Consider the following 16,098-nt stretch of genomic DNA (forward strand, 5'->3'; position numbering starts at 1 on the left):
AATGAGCGTCAGAACAACAGTGAAAATATTCCGGTTCCTGACCATCGTGGCTTTTGCTTTGATGATAAACCTGCCCGCGCAGTCCATCAGCAAGGAAACGGTTGTCATCGGCAAGTCGGGATATCCGGTGCCGCGGTTTGTTTCCCTGGCCAAGGAAACCGTCAATGTACGTACTGGTCCGGACAGGCAATATCCCATCAAATGGGTTTTCAAACGCAAGGGACTGCCGGTCAAGATCATTGCCGAATATGGCGAGTGGCGCAAATTCATTGATTCCGAGGGTGCCAGCGGCTGGATCTGGGGATCGCTGGTTTCAAGCCGGCGAACGGCACTTGTTCTGGACCGGAATCTGGCGCTCTATGAAAGTGCCGACAAGGAGTCAGACGTTACCGTTGTTGCCGAAGGGGGAGTTATCGGCCGGCTTCTGGAATGCAGAAAACAATGGTGTAAGATTGATATCCAGGGCTTCAAGGGCTGGGCTCTGAGAACGAGCCTGTGGGGCACACTGGAGGGAGAAGAGCTGGACTGAAACCGTCTGATCAGGCAGGCTTCAGGTCAACTGGCATCCTCGACATGGATTACAACCGCCACCCGTGAATATTTCTTGCCTTCAGGCGCTTCGGGCAGGCTGGAAATTTCAATGTCACCAAGAGGCACATCTTCCAGACGTCCTTCGGCTTCATGGAAGAAATGATAATGTTCGGTGATATTGGTATCGAAATAGGTCCGGCCGGAATCAACAACCACTTCCCTCAACAGGCCAACATCCGTGAACTGGTGCAGGGTATTATAGACTGTGGCAAGGGAAACACTGGCATTCAGTTCACCGGCTTCGTCATACAGCATCTCGGCTGTGACATGGCGATCATGGCCGTCAAACAGCAATTTGGCCAGAGCCAGACGCTGACGAGTCGGGCGCAGACCGGCATCGCGCAGTTTGGTCAACGCGCGTGCATATGGTCTTTCCCTGCTTACCTTTGACACTTTTACTTCTCCTGATGCTACTTATACCCTGCGAGTCACTTTCCGGACCCTGCTTTTTTATACATCCAAATTACCAGAAAATAGTAAACATTGGAAACTTTTACTAGCTGGTAACTTATCCTCTAGTCCCCTGTCATAATCCGTTCCATCAACTGCTTGACGGAAGGAATGAATCCATTGCTGTAGAAGGGGTCCTTGGCAAAATTATAGGCTGAGTGACCCGCAAACATCAGATTGTTTTCCACAGATCCGCCGTGGGCGATATCCATCAGAGTCTTCTGGATGCAAAAGCTGCGCGGATCAGCCTTTTTGCCGGTTGAATATTTCTGCGATTCCACCTGCGACCAGTTGGAAAATTTGCAATGACTGAGACAACCCATGCAGTCCCGCTGGTCCTGGCGGATAGAGCCTGCTTTTTCAGCCGATACAAAAATCAGAGTTTCATCCGGGGTTCTGAGCGCTTCGTCAAATCCCTGGGAAATCCAGTCCTGGGCTTTGGCCACATCGTCGGGTCTGAAATAATATTTTTTCTTTCCAACCTGCAATTGCGCGGTGAAACCCTGGTCAGTATCTTCTTTATTAACTGCCGGCAGCTGTCGTCTTTCACGCTCCTGCAGCTCATTGAGAAAGTCGTTCTTGACCGCTGAGGAATAAAAACCAGTGGGGCTGAACCGGTGCAGAAGAATGTCATCTTCTTTCAGGTCAAGCAGCGCGTCTTTCCATTTCTGCGGGATCGGGCTTTCCTTGGTCAGCAGCGGCCGGGTCCCGTACTGGAAGGCAATAGGACCGATTTCAGGATTGTCGAGCCATTTTTCCCAGTCCCGGAGATACCAGACACCGCCGGCCATGATGATCGGCACATGCTGCAGGCCGAAACTGTTCATGAGCTTGCGAAGCGCCGCCACACGGGGATAGGGGTCCTGGGGTTTGCGCGGATCTTCCGCGTTTGACAGGCCGTTATGACCGCCAGCCAGCCACGGATCCTCATAGACCACGCCGCCAAGCCAGTCCGCATATTTCTTGTAAGCCCGCTTCCAGAGAATACCAAAGGCCCGGGCGGAGGAAATGATCGGATGATAATAAACGCCGTACTTGGCCGCGATCTCGCTGAGACGATAGGGCATGCCGGCGCCGCAGGTGATGCCGTGCACCAGATCCTTGGTTTTTTCCAGAACGCCCTGCAGAATGGCTTCCGCACCGCCCATTTCCCACAGCACATTGATATGCAGGCGGCCTTCACCGCCAGCCACTTCATGGGCTTTCTGAATCTGGGAAATGCCGCCGATAATACCGTAACGGATCAGTTCCTGATGCCGTTCGAGACGGGTTGTACCATTGTAAACCTGGGGAATAATGTTGCCATCATCATCAAAGCTGTCCGCATTAACACAGGAGATTGTGCCAACACCGCCAGCAGCCGCCCATGCGCCGGAACTGATACCGTTGGTAGCAGAAATGCCCTTGCCTCCCTCCACAAGCGGGAGAACACGTTTGCCCGATATCATGAGCGGTTCAATAGACTTCATTACCCAATTTACCTCACTGTAAAGCCGGAAAAAGCGCCAGCCTTGCTTAATATATGGAGAGAAACTCCGCTGTTTGCAAGTAATCTGGCGCTTTCTGGCATAATTTAACCGTTAAAAACGGTTATTCTTTGTCGGCTCCGGACAGGTCTTCACCGGTCTCCTGATCAACGACTTTCATGCTCAGGCGAACCTTGCCACGATCATCGATGCCCAGCACCTTGACTTTGACCATCTCGCCTTCCTTGACCACGTCGGTGACCTGGTTTACCCGTTCCTTGTTCAGCTCACTGATGTGAACCAGACCGTCACGGCTGCCGAGGAAGTTGACAAAGGCGCCAAAGTCCACAGTTTTAACCACTTTACCTTCATAGATCTTGCCAACTTCCGGCTCGGCGACAATGCCTTCGATCCATTTCAGCGCAGCCTCGATGGCTTTGGCATCGGAAGACGCCACCTTGATGGTGCCATCGTCTTCAATGTCCACCTTGGCGCCGGTTACTTCACAGATCTCGCGAATAACCTTACCGCCGGTACCGATGACTTCGCGGATCTTTTCCTTGTTGATCTGGATCGTCTCGATGCGCGGTGCATGTTCGCTCATTTCCTCGCGGGCACCGGACAGGGCGTTGCTCATTTCGGCCAGGATGTGTGACCGGCCGCCTTTTGCCTGGTTCAGGGCAACTTCCATGATTTCCCGGGTAATACCGGCAATCTTGATGTCCATCTGTAGGGAGGTGATCCCTTCGGAGGTACCAGCCACCTTGAAGTCCATATCACCCAGGTGATCTTCATCACCCAGGATATCGGACAACACAGCATAGTCATCACCTTCCATAATGAGGCCCATGGCAATCCCGGACACCGGACGGCTCAGCGGCACACCGGCATCCATCATGGCCAGGGAAGAACCACAGACGGTGGCCATGGAGGACGAGCCGTTGGATTCTGTGATTTCTGACACGATACGAATGGTATAAGGGAAGGCATCACGTTCCGGCAGAACCGCTTTCAGCGCCCGCCAGGCAAGCTTGCCATGGCCGACTTCACGACGGCCGACACCGCCCATGCGGCCAACTTCACCCACGGAATAAGGGGGGAAGTTATAATGCAGCATGAAGGTTTCCTTGTAGGTGCCCTGCAGGGCGTCGATGAACTGTTCGTCATCGCCGGTGCCGAGTGTAGCCACACAAAGAGCCTGGGTTTCACCACGGGTGAATAAGGCAGAGCCATGTGTGCGCGGCAGGACATTCACTTCTGACGCAATCCAGCGCACCGTATCGAGGTCACGACCATCAATACGTTTCTTTGTTTTCAGAATGTCGCCACGGACGATTTTCTTTTCGAGATCTTTCAGAAGCCCGCCAACCAGAAGTGCCTGAACGGTATTTCCTTCTTCGACAAGCTCAGCCTTGACGCGATCCTTGATCTCGGAAATCTTGCTGGTCCGGGTCTGCTTCACAGTTTCAGCATAAGCCGCCCGCAGGTCGGCTTCCGCCAGGTCGGCAATTTTCTTGATCAGGTCGGAATGGTCTTCCTGTTCCGGCAATTCCATCGGCTCACGCGCCGCGACTTCTGCCAATTCAATAATAGCTTCAATAACCGGCTGCATCTGTTCGTGACCGAACATTACAGCGCCGAGCATAATTTCCTCGCTCAGTTCGTTAGCCTGGGATTCAACCATCAGAACCGCATCGTGGGTTCCGGCAACCACCAGGTCCAGGTCAGAGTCCTCAAGCTGTTCAATGGTCGGGTTCAGAACATACTCACCGTCGATATATCCGACACGGGCAGCCCCGATGGGCCCCATGAACGGCAGGCCGGACAAGGTCAGCGCTGCACTGGCGCCGATAAGAGCCGGAATATCTGTCTGGTTTTCCAGGTCATAGCCCATAACGGTGGCCACAACCTGCGTTTCATTCTTGTATCCGTCAACAAACAAAGGACGGATCGGCCGGTCGATCAGACGGCAGATCAGCGTTTCTGCTTCGCTCGGACGCCCTTCACGTTTGAAGAAGCCGCCGGGAATTTTACCCGCAGCGTATGTTCTTTCCTGATAGTTTACGGTCAGGGGGAAAAAGTCGATATCGGGTTTTGCCTTTTTCGCGCCGACAGCCGTCGTAAGAACTGTAGATTCTCCATAGGACACCATAACGGCACCGTCAGCCTGACGGGCAAAATGTCCTGTTTCAATGACGAGGGGACGCCCCCCCCAAGTGATTTCTTTGCGATGTATATTAAACATATCCAAACCTTTTTGCGACATTCAGGCAGCGACCGGCGGCCTATCCACCGGTCCGCCCTGAATATCCGGCACAGCCCCTATGGCTGCACTTGTATCCTTTTTAGCCTTACTTACGCAGGCCAAGACGCTTGATCAGTGACTGATAACGCGCCTCATCTTTTTTCTTCAGGTAATCAAGCAGACGACGACGCTTGTTGACAAGCATCAGCAGGCCGCGACGTGAGTGATTATCCTTGGCATGTGTTTTGAAATGATCGGTGAGATTTACAATCCGTTCTGTAAGGATCGCCACCTGAACTTCGGGGGAACCAGTATCGCCGTCAACTGTAGCGAAATCTTTAATAAGTTCCTGTTTCTTTTCTGCAGTAATCGACATCGTATACTCCTTAAATCATAGATTAAAAACCCGCACCGGTTTCACGATACCTTCCGAAATCTCCGCCAGGGCAATAAACCTGCCTTCGCATGTGACCCGAACCAGTCCTTCGGCGCGGTTGGGAACCGGGAGTTTCTGCCCCTGTTGCAGGCGCTTCGCCTCTTCTTCCGTAACGGCCAGTGCCAAGATGTCGTCCAGCACGGTCTCAACGGCAAGAATCCGGTCCTCAAGCGGCGCACTATGAACCAATTTCTCCAGATTATCCAGCGAAATCGACTCACTTTCCCCGAAGCAACCGACTTTCATTCGCCGGAGCATGGAAACATAACCGCAAGTCCCGAGCGCGCGCGCCATATCGCGCGCCAGGGAGCGGATATAGGTGCCTTTTCCGCACTCCACTTCAAAGGTTGCACAGTCCTTCTGAAGCTCCAGGGGCCTGATGCTGAAAATGGTTATTTCACGCGCCTTCATCTCAGGCGCTTCCCCCGCCCGGGCAAGGTCGTAAGCTCTTTTCCCATCAATCTTGATGGCCGAAAAAGCAGGCGGGCACTGCAGGATTGTACCGGTAAATTGTGGCAGGATATTGCGGATTTCAGCCTCTGAAGGCCGGCACCCGGACGTCAGGGTGACGTCGCCCTCTGCATCGTCGGTGCTGCGCTCCTCGCCCCAGGTCACGGTAAAGCGGTAGGTTTTACGCGCCTCCATGATAAAGGGGATGGTTTTTGTCGCTTCTCCCATGGCAATGGGCAAAATGCCGGTTGCCAACGGATCAAGGGTGCCGCCGTGGCCGATTTTAGCCGCCTTGGTGAGCCAACGCACCTTGCCGACCACCTGTGTAGAAGTCATGCCCAGGGGTTTATCAATAACCAGCCAGCCGTCAATCTTGCTGCCCTTGCGTTTTCGCGCCACTATTCGTCTTCCGATTCCCCGTCCCGCGGTTCCAGGTCCCGGGCAACACGCGGGCTGTGCAACAGCTTTTCGATGTGATCTGCTTCACCGAAACTGCTGTCGGCCTGAAATTTAAGCCGGGGAAGATATTTCATGCTCACATGGCGTGCCAGCTGGCCGCGCAGAAATTTGCTGCAACGGTTAAGGCCGTCAACAACATCCTTTTCATGAACGCCGCCCAGAGGCATCACGAAAATGGTGGCATTGCGGAGATCCGGACTGCAGCGCACTTCGGTCACCGTGACGGAAACGCCTTCCAGGGCAGGATCCTGCAGGTCCTCCCGCGACAATATTTCTGACATGGCGTGACGGATGTTTTCCCCCACCCTCAAAAGGCGGTGTCCGGGATTACGTTCATCCTGAAAATGTGATGATCTGGACATAATATGCACCTCAAATAAGATACCCCCTGCGAAAGACTATATCACAGGGGGCTGTTCTGCACCGGCAGAATTTGAATTTTAAAGCTCGCGGTTAATTTCCTCAACCTCGAAACATTCAATCAAATCACCTTTTTTCAGGTCATTGTAATTTTCGAAATTCATACCGCATTCTGTACCGGCCTTGACTTCCTTGACGTCATCCTTGAAACGCCGCAGTGACCCAAGGTCGCCCTCGTAAATAACGATATCGTCCCGCAGCAGGCGTGCCTTGGCACCCTTTTTCATAATACCGTCAACGACAAGACACCCGGCGGCCTTGCCGGTTTTGCCGGCCGCAAAGACTTCCAGAACCTCGGCAGTACCGATGATGGTCTCCCGCAGTTCAGGGGCCAGCAGGCCTGACATCACGGCTTTAATGTCATCCACAAGATCATAGATCACGGAATAATAACGGATTTCCACACCTTCCTGCTGCGCCAGATCAGCCGCCTTGCGGCTGGCGCGGACATTAAAGGCAAGGATCGGCGCTTCGGAAGCCGACGCCAGCTGAACGTCTGATTCAGATATGCCGCCAACTGCAGAATGCAGGATCCGTGCGGTGACTTCTTCCGTGCTCAGATTATCCAGCGCGCCGCAAATGGCCTCCACAGAACCCTGTACGTCGGCCTTGATCAGCACAGGAACAGCCGCAACTTCTTTCTCGGCCAGTTTGCTGAACATGGCCTCCAGGCTGGCCTTCGGCAGGGAAGACTGTTTCTCTTTCTTCTGCCTGGAGCGGAAATCAGTCACATCCCGGGCCCGGGCCTCATTTTCCACCACGACCATCTCGTCACCGGCTTCAGGTGTGCCGTTCAGGCCAAGAATTTCAACCGGAACGGACGGGCCGGCCTCCTGAAGCTGCTGGCCGCGGTCATTAATCAGCGCACGCACCCGGCCCCATTCGGATCCGGCGACAAAAATATCGCCAACCCGCAGAGTGCCCCGGTTGACAAGCACTGTCGCCACCGGTCCGCGTCCCTTGTCCAGTTTCGCTTCGACAACGACACCTTCCGCCGGACGATCGGGATTTGCCTTCAGGTCCAGGAGTTCGGCCTGAAGAAGAATTGCCTCTTCCAGCTTATCCAGGTTGGTGCCCTTCTTGGCGGACACTTCCACATCAAGAACGTCACCGCCCATATTTTCCACAAACACTTCGTGCTGCAGAAGATCCTGACGGACCCGGTCTGCATTGGCGTCCGGTTTGTCCATCTTGTTGATGGCAACAATGATCGGCACGCCAGCCGCCTTGGCATGGCTGATCGCTTCGATGGTCTGGGGCTTGATGCTGTCGTCTGCCGCAACCACCAGAATAACGATATCCGTTACCTGGGCACCGCGGGAGCGCATGGCGGAAAAGGCGGCATGGCCAGGCGTGTCCAGGAATGTGATCCGCTCACCGCCGGGCATACGCACCTGATAGGCGCCGATATGCTGTGTAATGCCGCCGGCTTCGCCCGCAGCCACGTCGGTTTTGCGCAGGGCATCCAGAATTGATGTTTTACCATGGTCCACATGGCCCATGACGGTCACCACCGGCGCGCGGGGTTTCATGTCTTCGACACGATCCTCGGGACCTGTCAGTTCAAGCTCCACGTCGGATTCACTGACGCGTTTTATTTTATGACCGAATTCCTCGACAATCAGTTCCGCCGTGTCCTGGTCAATGGTCTGGTTAATAGTAGCCATCACACCCATTTTCATCAGCGCCTTGATAATGTTGGAGCCCTTTTCCGTCATACGGTTGGCCAGTTCCTGGACAGTGATAAAGTCCGGCACCACAACCTCACGATAGAGCTTCTGGGCCGGCTTTGCCGCCCCGCCCACAAGTCGCTTGTGTTTCGCCTGAGCCCGCTTCAGAGAGGCCAGGGATCGTTGACGGGTTTCCCCTTCGCCACCGACAAGCGCCTGGGTTACAGTCATTTTTCCACTACGCCGGCGCGGCTGATCAGCTTTGCCACGTGCTGGTTTAAGGGCAGCCCTGGCGGCTTCATCATCACGCTCCGGAGCTGCAACAGACGGTTTTGCCGCCGGTTTTGCCGCAGACTTTTTCTCTTCTTCTTCCGCTTTTTTACGGGCTTCTTCTTCCTTCTGGCGTTTCAGCTCAAGCTCGGCCTGCCGTTTTTTCTCTTTTTCTTTTTCCTGCTCTTCAGCTTCCTGGCGGTCTTTTTCAGAAACAACAGGCTTATTCGCCCTTTCTACTTCCAGTTCTTTGGCGCGCGCCGCTTCGAGAACAGCCCGTTTCTTGGCTGCCTCCGCTTCTTCTTTAGCCTTCTGTTCACTGGCTTTCTTGGCCAGATCAAGGGCCTTAAGCCGGGCTTCCCGCTCACCTTTCGTCAGGGTCAGATCAACCGAAGCTTTCTTTTCCGCTGCCGGCGAAGCCGGTTTTTTCACGCCTTTTTTCACAGCCGGTACAGAAACTGATGTTTCCACGGGGGAGGGGGCTGTCTCGCCGGGTTTCAGGATCAGTTTCTTCTTGCGCTGAACAACGACACCACTACCGCCGCGCGCAGGAGCCGCAGTTGATGGTTTCAACTGGAGAGTTTTCCGCCCCGAGGTCGACAGTGTTTTCTGTTTGTCTTTATCGTCACTCATTCTTTTTTCGCCTTAAATCACTGATCTTCATTTTTTCCGAGATAAGACAGGTAACGACCTGCTTCTTTCAGAAAACTCTCCGACATTCCACCCGGCAACAATGCCAGATGTACTGCATTCTCCAGACCAAGGGTCCGGCTTAGTTCGTCACGGGTAAAAATATCAATTACCCGTATATTTTCAATGCCCCGGCACAATTTACTGCGCCCGTTATCCGCCACATCAGAGGCCATCACCACGAGGCGGCTTTTGCCACCTTCGAGCCGGCTTCGGACTTTTTCAAATCCACCGACCAGCTGCCCCGCCCTGTTGCATAATGCCAGATAATCCAGGCATCTTTTGCGCAACAGATCAGCGACCTGAACAGATAACCCTTCCGGAACGGTTATCTTTCCTTCCCGGCCAAGGGCCTTGCGTCCGAAGCGGACAAAAAGCTTCCGGTCCACTGCCTTGTCCAGCAAGGTCCGGTCGGCTGTTATCCAGCATCCCCGTCCCGGCAGCTTTGCCGCCAGATCAGGAACAATTACATCATCCGGCCCAACAACAAAGCGGATCATCCTTTCGGAGGGAAGAACCTCGCCCGTTACCAGGCATTTTCTTTCACGAACCGCTTTTGCCAAGGTGCCGTTTTGCCACCAGCCGGTTATTCGCCGGCAGGCTCCTCATCTGCACCGGCTTCAGCTTCTTCAGCTTCTGCGGCGTCCTCTTCATCCTCGAACCAGTGAGCGCGGGCCGCCATGATAATCTCGTTGGCCTGGTCTTCGCTCATGCCATATTCACGAAGGATCCCGTCCTCACTGCTGGTCAGCTCATCTGCAGCCAGGTCACCAAGGTCATCCAGAGTCTTGATGCCGGCCTGACCAAGGGTCACCAGCATCGGTGACGTCAGTCCTTCAATTGCGGCAAGCTCGTCGGAAACACCAAGGTCCACACGCTCGGATTCCGCCTTTGCCGCCGCGACGGCCAGAGCTTCACGGGCACGGTTCTGCAGTTCCTCAACCAGTTCCGCATCAAAGCCTTCGATTCCGGCAAACTCGTCAGGGGCCACATAGGCAACCTCGTCCAGATTGCGGAAACCTTCGGACACCAGCAGCAGGGCCAGTGTTTCATCCACATCCAGCGCATCGACGAACAGGTCGGCCCGCTGTTTGTATTCTGCCTGGCGGCGCTCGGACTCATCGGCCTCGGTCATGATATCGACCTGCCAGTCCACAAGCTGGGAGGCCAGACGCACATTCTGGCCGCGACGACCGATCGCCAGGCTGAGCTGATCTTCGGGCACAACCACGTCAAGCCGTTCTTTTTCCTCATCCAGAACCACCTTGGACACCTCAGCCGGCGCCAGGGCGCTGACGACAAAGGTGCCGATATCCGGTGACCACTGGATAATGTCGATTTTTTCACCCTGCAGTTCATTGACCACCGCCTGCACGCGACTGCCACGCATGCCGACACAGGCACCAACCGGATCGATAGAGCCATCGTTGCTGAATACGGCAATCTTGGCACGGCTGCCCGGATCACGGCTGACAGCCTTGACCTCGATAACACCGTCATAAATTTCCGGTACTTCCTGGGCAAACAATTTGGCCATAAAATCAGGATGGGTCCTGGACAGGAAGATCTGCGGACCGCGCGGCTCACGGCGCACATCGGCAATATAGGCGCGAACGCGCTCCCCGGTGCGGATATGCTCGCGGGGGATCAGCTGGTCACGGCGAATAATCGCCTCGGCATGACCCACATCCACAATCACGTTGCCATATTCGACACGCTTGACCACGCCGCTGATAATCTCGCCAATGCGGTCCTTGTATTCTTCATACTGACGGGCACGTTCGGCATCGCGCACTTTCTGCACAATGACCTGCTTGGCAGTCTGGGCGGCGACACGTCCGAAATCCATCGGCGGCAACTCATCAGCCAGCACATCACCGACCTCGGCATCCGGCTTGGAAGCACGAGCATCCTCGACAGTGATTTCCGTGGAAAAATTTTCCACTTCATCCACCACCTGCATAACCCGGTACAGCTTGATATCGCCCGTTTTCTTGTCGATATAGGCCTTGATGTCATTCTCAATACCATATCTGGAACGGGCAGCTTTCTGAATTGCCTCTTCCATCGCCTCGAGCACGATATCCCGATCGATATTCTTTTCACGCGCTACAGCATCAGCGATCTGCAACAATTCGAGCCGGTTTGCACTTACAGCCGTTGTCATTCCTTGAACTCCGATTTGTCCCCTTGCCGGGCCCTTTTGATCATCGTAATACTTTCAATTCTCTCATTCAGCCGGTCGCTTGCGCACCGGCCTTCTTCAGCAATTCATCGGTCAGCACAAGTTTTGCCTTGTGCACATTCCCAAGGTCAACCTCGACCTTCTCGCCCTCAACATCAATCTGGACCATATCGTCCTGCATACCCAGAAGCATACCCTTGAACCTGCGACGACCGTCGACCGCTTCGGATAGCTCGAACTTGGCCAGGTGACCGGCGTAAGCAGCAAAATCCTTTTTGCGCGTCAACGGGCGATCAACCCCCGGGGAGCTCACCTCCAGCGTATATTCGCCGGAGATCGGATCTTCCACATCCAGGATCACCGAGATTTCACGGCTGAGCTTTTCGCAATCCTCAACAAGCATGGTCCCGTCGGGACGCTCTGCCATGATCTGCAGCACGGAACCACCATAGGGCCCGCCCATCATAGCCACACGCACCAGCTCATATCCAAGAGCCGTTGCCACCGGTTCAACCAGTCGTGTAATTCTGTCCGTCAGAGCGGTTGCCATTTTCCTCGTTTATTCTTTCCGTCCCTGGTCCGGGACAGAGGTTTTCAACCAGTATACCTGCCCTGCCAGACGAACAATTCCCGAAAATAAAAATGCAGGCAGTGATCCACTTGCCCGCACCTAAAATAATCTCAAGTGATTCGGATGCTATATATATAGCTGAAAATAACGGAACTTCAAGAGCTTTTTCCCCGGCCAATTGCGGATAAATCGAGGGATCGTCAGGCTTGCCGACAACGACGCCCAAAACGAAGATAGGTACTTCTTCGCCCCTGTTCCAGCGCCTTGGCCTCATAACGAGTCGCGGGCCAGTCGTCACCGCGCACATGCCAGTCCTCCGGACCGGAAGCCAGCCAGGTGAAATCCGGGCTGGCCAGCATGTGCGACAATATCCAGCGGCAATATTCGCGGTGGTCTGTTGCGATATTCAATCTGGCGCCATCTTTGAGCAACCTTGCAAGGGCTTTAATATTGCCTTCATTGATCACCCGCCGCTTGTGATGCCTGTTTTTGGGCCAGGGATCCGGAAACAGAATATAGGCATGATCCAGGCTCTGGTCCGCCAGCCGGTCCATTAAAAGACGGGCATCATCGGCAAAAATCCGGACATTCTCAAGCCCATATTCGTCAATCTTGTCAACCAGGCCCGAAACGCCATTGATAAAAGGTTCACAGCCGATAAAACCCCGGCCCGGGTTGGCCCGGGCCTGCCAGGCCAGATGTTCGCCTTTGCCAAATCCGATTTCGAGCGCAAATTCCCTGTAGACGCCGTCGCCCTCCGTTGAAAAAAACACCGACGGGTGCAATGGCTGCCCGCCCTCTTCCGGCAGCTTGATTTCAAGCGCCGGCAACAGGCGATCGAGCCGCTCCTGGCTGGCCGCTTTCAGCGGCTTGCCCTGGCGGCGACCGAATATTCTGCTGCTTTGAATGTTCTCGAGGTCTCGCATGGCTCTCATATACCCATGCAACCTTTCACTGTCCACGGGAAAAGCGGTCAGAAAAGTTTTTTCAACTCGTCCACGAGATCGGTTTTTTCCCAGGAGAAGCCGCCGTCATCATCCGGCTGACGACCGAAGTGACCATAGGCGGCGGTCCGGGCATAAACCGGCTTGTTCAGCTTGAGGTGCTCACGGATTCCCCGCGGGCTCAGGTCCATTACCTGCATAAGAATTTTTTCCAGCCGGGCTGCATCCACGTCTCCGGTCTGATGGAAATCCACATAAAGGGACAGCGGTTTTGAAACACCGATGGCATAGGACAGCTGAATGGTGCATCTCTCGGCCAGACCGGCCGCAACCACATTTTTGGCCAGATAGCGGGCCGCATAGGCCGCAGACCTGTCAACCTTGGTCGGATCCTTGCCGGAAAAAGCACCACCGCCGTGGGGCGCAGCGCCGCCATAGGTATCAACAATGATTTTACGCCCGGTCAGGCCGGCATCCCCGTCCGGACCACCAATCACAAAAATGCCCGTCGGATTGATATAGAGCTCGTCCTCGGAACACATCCAGCCCTCGGGCAGACATTTTTCGATATGCTGACGAACAACCTCGTGGACCCGCTCCTGGGACACGTCTGCACCGTGCTGGGTCGAAACAACCACCGAAGAAGCCCCGACCGGTACACCATTTTCATAACGCAATGTGACCTGGCTTTTGGAGTCGGGCTGAAGTTCCGGCGCTTCACCGCTGTGCCGCGCATCAGCCATAGACCGCAGGATTTTATGGGCATAATATATCGGCGCCGGCATGAGAGCTTCCGTCTCCTTCGTCGCATATCCAAACATAATACCCTGGTCGCCGGCACCTTCATCCTTGTTGCCGGCCGCATCAACCCCCACTGCGATGTCTGCAGACTGTTCATGAACATAACAATCCACTTCCATATTTTCCCAGTGGAAACCATCCTGCTCATAGCCAATCCGGCGAACCGCATCCCGCGCAATCTGCTCCATTGCTTTCGAGTCAATGGACTCAGGCCCCCGGACTTCACCGGCAAGAACAACCCGGTTCGTCGTCACCAGGGTTTCGAGGGCAACCCGGGATTCCGGATCCACACTCAGAAACCTGTCCAGAATGGAATCCGATATACAATCGGCGACCTTGTCGGGATGGCCTTCTGAAACGGATTCACTGGTAAATAAATAATTCTGCCTGGACACCTGATATCTCCTGAATTCAAATTTCTAACCCAAACCATATAACATATCTTTTATATAAAGAAAGCTTTATGTTGTGTTGCGTTGCAATTTATTGGCACAACTATCGTTTACGGAAAGTTAATCCGCCTGGGTTATCAATGGGCAGTTAAATAAAAAATATATAATTAGGTTTAAAATATAGTTGCGAGGAACCTGAATGCTTTCGAAATTTATAAAAAAAACAGAGGCGGACATCGCATCCGACAATAATATTACTTTGGTCAGGCAGACAAACGAACAGGGTTCAGACAGGGAGCAATGGATCGAATCCATGCTCGTAAACCTTATGATTTGTGACGCGGGCACACTGGAAATTCTGTACTGTAACGATAAATGCATACAAACATCAGATCAGTTGCACGACATACTTCCCGTCACAGGCAAGGCCCTGATCGGCAAGTCCCTGGACATTCTTTTTGGCGATATTGGCGCTCCGCGCGACCTTATGTCTGATCCGGAAAGTTTCCCGCTGCGTGAGTCCGTGCAAATCGGTGATCAATTCCTCGATATACTGGTGACTCCCGTTCTGCAAAACGGCAAGACTTCAGGCCAGCTTCTGGTCACATGGCACGTGGTCACAAAACAGAAAAATACCGACGCCCATGCTACCAAACTAACCGCCATGATAGAAAATATGCCGGCCAATGTCGTTCTGTGCGATCCCGGGTCATGCCTTATTAATTATGTCAACAAGGCCTGTGAAGCAGCCCTTGGGGAAATGAAGGCGATTTTGCCCTTTGATCCTTCCCGACTGGTCAGTACGGACATCAGCGTTCTGGATAAGGACGAGACTGCCTTTCGTCAACTGATGTCCAATCCAGCCAACCTGCCGGCTGTCAAACTGGTGCAAATCGGCGATGTAACGCTGAAACTGAATATATCAGCCATCAGCAGCGAACAGGGACTTTATATCGGCAACATGATCATCTGGGAAAATATGTCGGAACAGATGCACCTGTCCGAGCGTGTCCGGCAGATGGCCGGCATGGTTGCCAACGCGTCAAACGATATGGAAAAAACCGCCCGGCAGATGTCAACCACCGCGGGCAAGGCCAATACGGATTCCAATTCGGCCTCCCGCAGCATTGAAAATGCCGCCCAGAATGTTCAGACCGTTTCACGGGCTGCCGAGGAACTTTCCCAGTCCATTCTCGAAATCAGCCGTCAGGTAAAGGAATCTTCACAAATGTCGGAAAATGCCGTTACAGAAGCCGACCGGACCAACGGTACGGTACAGACCCTGTCAGAAGCCTCTTCCCGGATCGGGGATGTGGTCAAACTGATCAACGATATCGCCGGACAGACAAACCTTCTGGCGTTGAATGCGACGATCGAGGCCGCCCGCGCCGGAGAGGCCGGCAAGGGGTTCGCGGTTGTCGCCTCGGAAGTCAAAAACCTGGCCAACCAGACAGCCAGCGCGACGGAAGAGATCACGGCTCAGATCCAGGAGATGCAGAATTCCACAAATGAGGCGGTCAGCGCCATCGGCACCATTCGCAAGACCATTGACGGCCTGCACAATATCGCCACTTCAATTTCCTCCTCCGTGGAGCAGCAGGGAACAGCCACCAGCGAGATTGCCAAAAACATCTCTCAGGCAGCCCGGGATACCGAGAAAGTCTCGGAAAATATCACCGGCGTGCATGAATCCTCCTCTGAAGTGGGACAGGGCGCCCAACAGGTTGTGGACGCCGCCGCCTCACTGGTCAAGGAAAGCCAGTCCATGGAACGGGAAATCGATGACTTCATCGATCAGGTGGTGAAAAGCTAACCTATTAACCCTGCGTGCAGCAGGGACCAGTCTTTGCTAAAACAGGCCCGGTAGCGGGCCTGTTTTCTTTTGCGCTTGTGCCCTCAGGAAGGAAAGCGCCTCCGTCCACTTCAAGTCCATTTATGATCTCGGCTGCATTGAGACAATTTCCCCGCGGCTTCTGCACTGTATTGCCCCTTATCTCACCGTCTATAACAGCACCCGCGGCCCGGGAAAAGGCAGAAGGCGGGAGAAAAGTTAAATTC

At 54.1% G+C, this 16,098-nt stretch carries 14 protein-coding genes; 2 read left to right on the top strand and 12 right to left on the bottom strand.

The window, feature by feature from the left end:
- The first annotated feature begins 1 nt into the window (after window position 1).
- The gene (locus ACORNT_RS03710) at window positions 2-529 is read left to right on the top strand and encodes an SH3 domain-containing protein (RefSeq protein ID WP_321395495.1); all 528 of its coding nucleotides are present in this window, start codon (window positions 2-4) and stop codon (window positions 527-529) included.
- 26 nt (window positions 530-555) lie between these two features.
- Here ACORNT_RS03710 and irrA read toward each other — a convergent pair whose 3' ends face one another.
- The 12 genes from irrA to metK all read right to left on the bottom strand — a co-directional run bounded on the left by irrA (window position 556) and on the right by metK (window position 14,043).
- Complete coding sequence (gene irrA, locus ACORNT_RS03715) at window positions 556-984, bottom strand: iron response transcriptional regulator IrrA (RefSeq protein WP_321395497.1); 429 nt, start codon at window positions 982-984, stop codon at window positions 556-558.
- 122 nt (window positions 985-1,106) lie between these two features.
- Entirely contained in the window at window positions 1,107-2,510 is a 1,404-nt protein-coding gene (locus ACORNT_RS03720; protein ID WP_321395499.1) for an NAD(P)H-dependent flavin oxidoreductase, read from the bottom strand.
- 121 nt (window positions 2,511-2,631) lie between these two features.
- Window positions 2,632-4,752 (bottom strand): polyribonucleotide nucleotidyltransferase, encoded by a 2,121-nt coding sequence (gene pnp, locus ACORNT_RS03725; protein ID WP_321395501.1) that lies wholly within the window; start codon window positions 4,750-4,752, stop codon window positions 2,632-2,634.
- 106 nt (window positions 4,753-4,858) lie between these two features.
- On the bottom strand, window positions 4,859-5,128 hold the full coding sequence (gene rpsO / locus ACORNT_RS03730) for a 30S ribosomal protein S15 (RefSeq protein ID WP_321395503.1): 270 nt from the start codon (window positions 5,126-5,128) through the stop codon (window positions 4,859-4,861).
- 15 nt (window positions 5,129-5,143) lie between these two features.
- Window positions 5,144-6,037 carry a tRNA pseudouridine(55) synthase TruB gene (truB, locus tag ACORNT_RS03735; RefSeq protein WP_321395505.1) on the bottom strand — a complete coding sequence of 298 codons (894 nt, stop codon included), beginning with the start codon at window positions 6,035-6,037 and terminating at the stop codon, window positions 5,144-5,146.
- The gene (rbfA, locus tag ACORNT_RS03740) at window positions 6,037-6,459 is read right to left on the bottom strand and encodes a 30S ribosome-binding factor RbfA (protein WP_321395507.1); all 423 of its coding nucleotides are present in this window, start codon (window positions 6,457-6,459) and stop codon (window positions 6,037-6,039) included. The genes truB and rbfA overlap by 1 nt, the downstream gene beginning before the upstream one ends.
- Window positions 6,460-6,537: 78 nt before the next feature.
- Complete coding sequence (gene infB / locus ACORNT_RS03745) at window positions 6,538-9,090, bottom strand: translation initiation factor IF-2 (protein ID WP_321395509.1); 2,553 nt, start codon at window positions 9,088-9,090, stop codon at window positions 6,538-6,540.
- Between the two features lie 17 nt (window positions 9,091-9,107).
- Complete coding sequence (locus ACORNT_RS03750; RefSeq protein WP_321395512.1) at window positions 9,108-9,710, bottom strand: RNA-binding protein; 603 nt, start codon at window positions 9,708-9,710, stop codon at window positions 9,108-9,110.
- Between the two features lie 23 nt (window positions 9,711-9,733).
- A complete protein-coding gene (gene nusA / locus ACORNT_RS03755; RefSeq protein ID WP_321395514.1) occupies window positions 9,734-11,314 on the bottom strand; it encodes a transcription termination factor NusA in 1,581 nt (526 codons plus the stop codon).
- A gap of 67 nt (window positions 11,315-11,381) precedes the next feature.
- Window positions 11,382-11,882 carry a ribosome maturation factor RimP gene (gene rimP / locus ACORNT_RS03760; protein ID WP_321395515.1) on the bottom strand — a complete coding sequence of 167 codons (501 nt, stop codon included), beginning with the start codon at window positions 11,880-11,882 and terminating at the stop codon, window positions 11,382-11,384.
- A 221-nt stretch (window positions 11,883-12,103) separates the two neighbouring features.
- Window positions 12,104-12,829: a tRNA (guanosine(46)-N7)-methyltransferase TrmB gene (trmB, locus tag ACORNT_RS03765; protein ID WP_321395517.1), complete on the bottom strand. Its 726-nt coding sequence runs from the start codon at window positions 12,827-12,829 to the stop codon at window positions 12,104-12,106.
- A 47-nt stretch (window positions 12,830-12,876) separates the two neighbouring features.
- Window positions 12,877-14,043 carry a methionine adenosyltransferase gene (gene metK, locus ACORNT_RS03770; protein WP_321395518.1) on the bottom strand — a complete coding sequence of 389 codons (1,167 nt, stop codon included), beginning with the start codon at window positions 14,041-14,043 and terminating at the stop codon, window positions 12,877-12,879.
- A 310-nt stretch (window positions 14,044-14,353) separates the two neighbouring features.
- Between metK and ACORNT_RS03775 the strand changes: the two genes are divergently transcribed.
- On the top strand, window positions 14,354-15,853 hold the full coding sequence (locus ACORNT_RS03775) for a methyl-accepting chemotaxis protein (protein WP_321395520.1): 1,500 nt from the start codon (window positions 14,354-14,356) through the stop codon (window positions 15,851-15,853).
- The last annotated feature ends 245 nt before the right edge of the window (window positions 15,854-16,098 follow it).

The organism is Emcibacter sp. (genome assembly GCF_963675455.1).
Lineage (GTDB): Bacteria > Pseudomonadota > Alphaproteobacteria > Sphingomonadales > Emcibacteraceae > Emcibacter.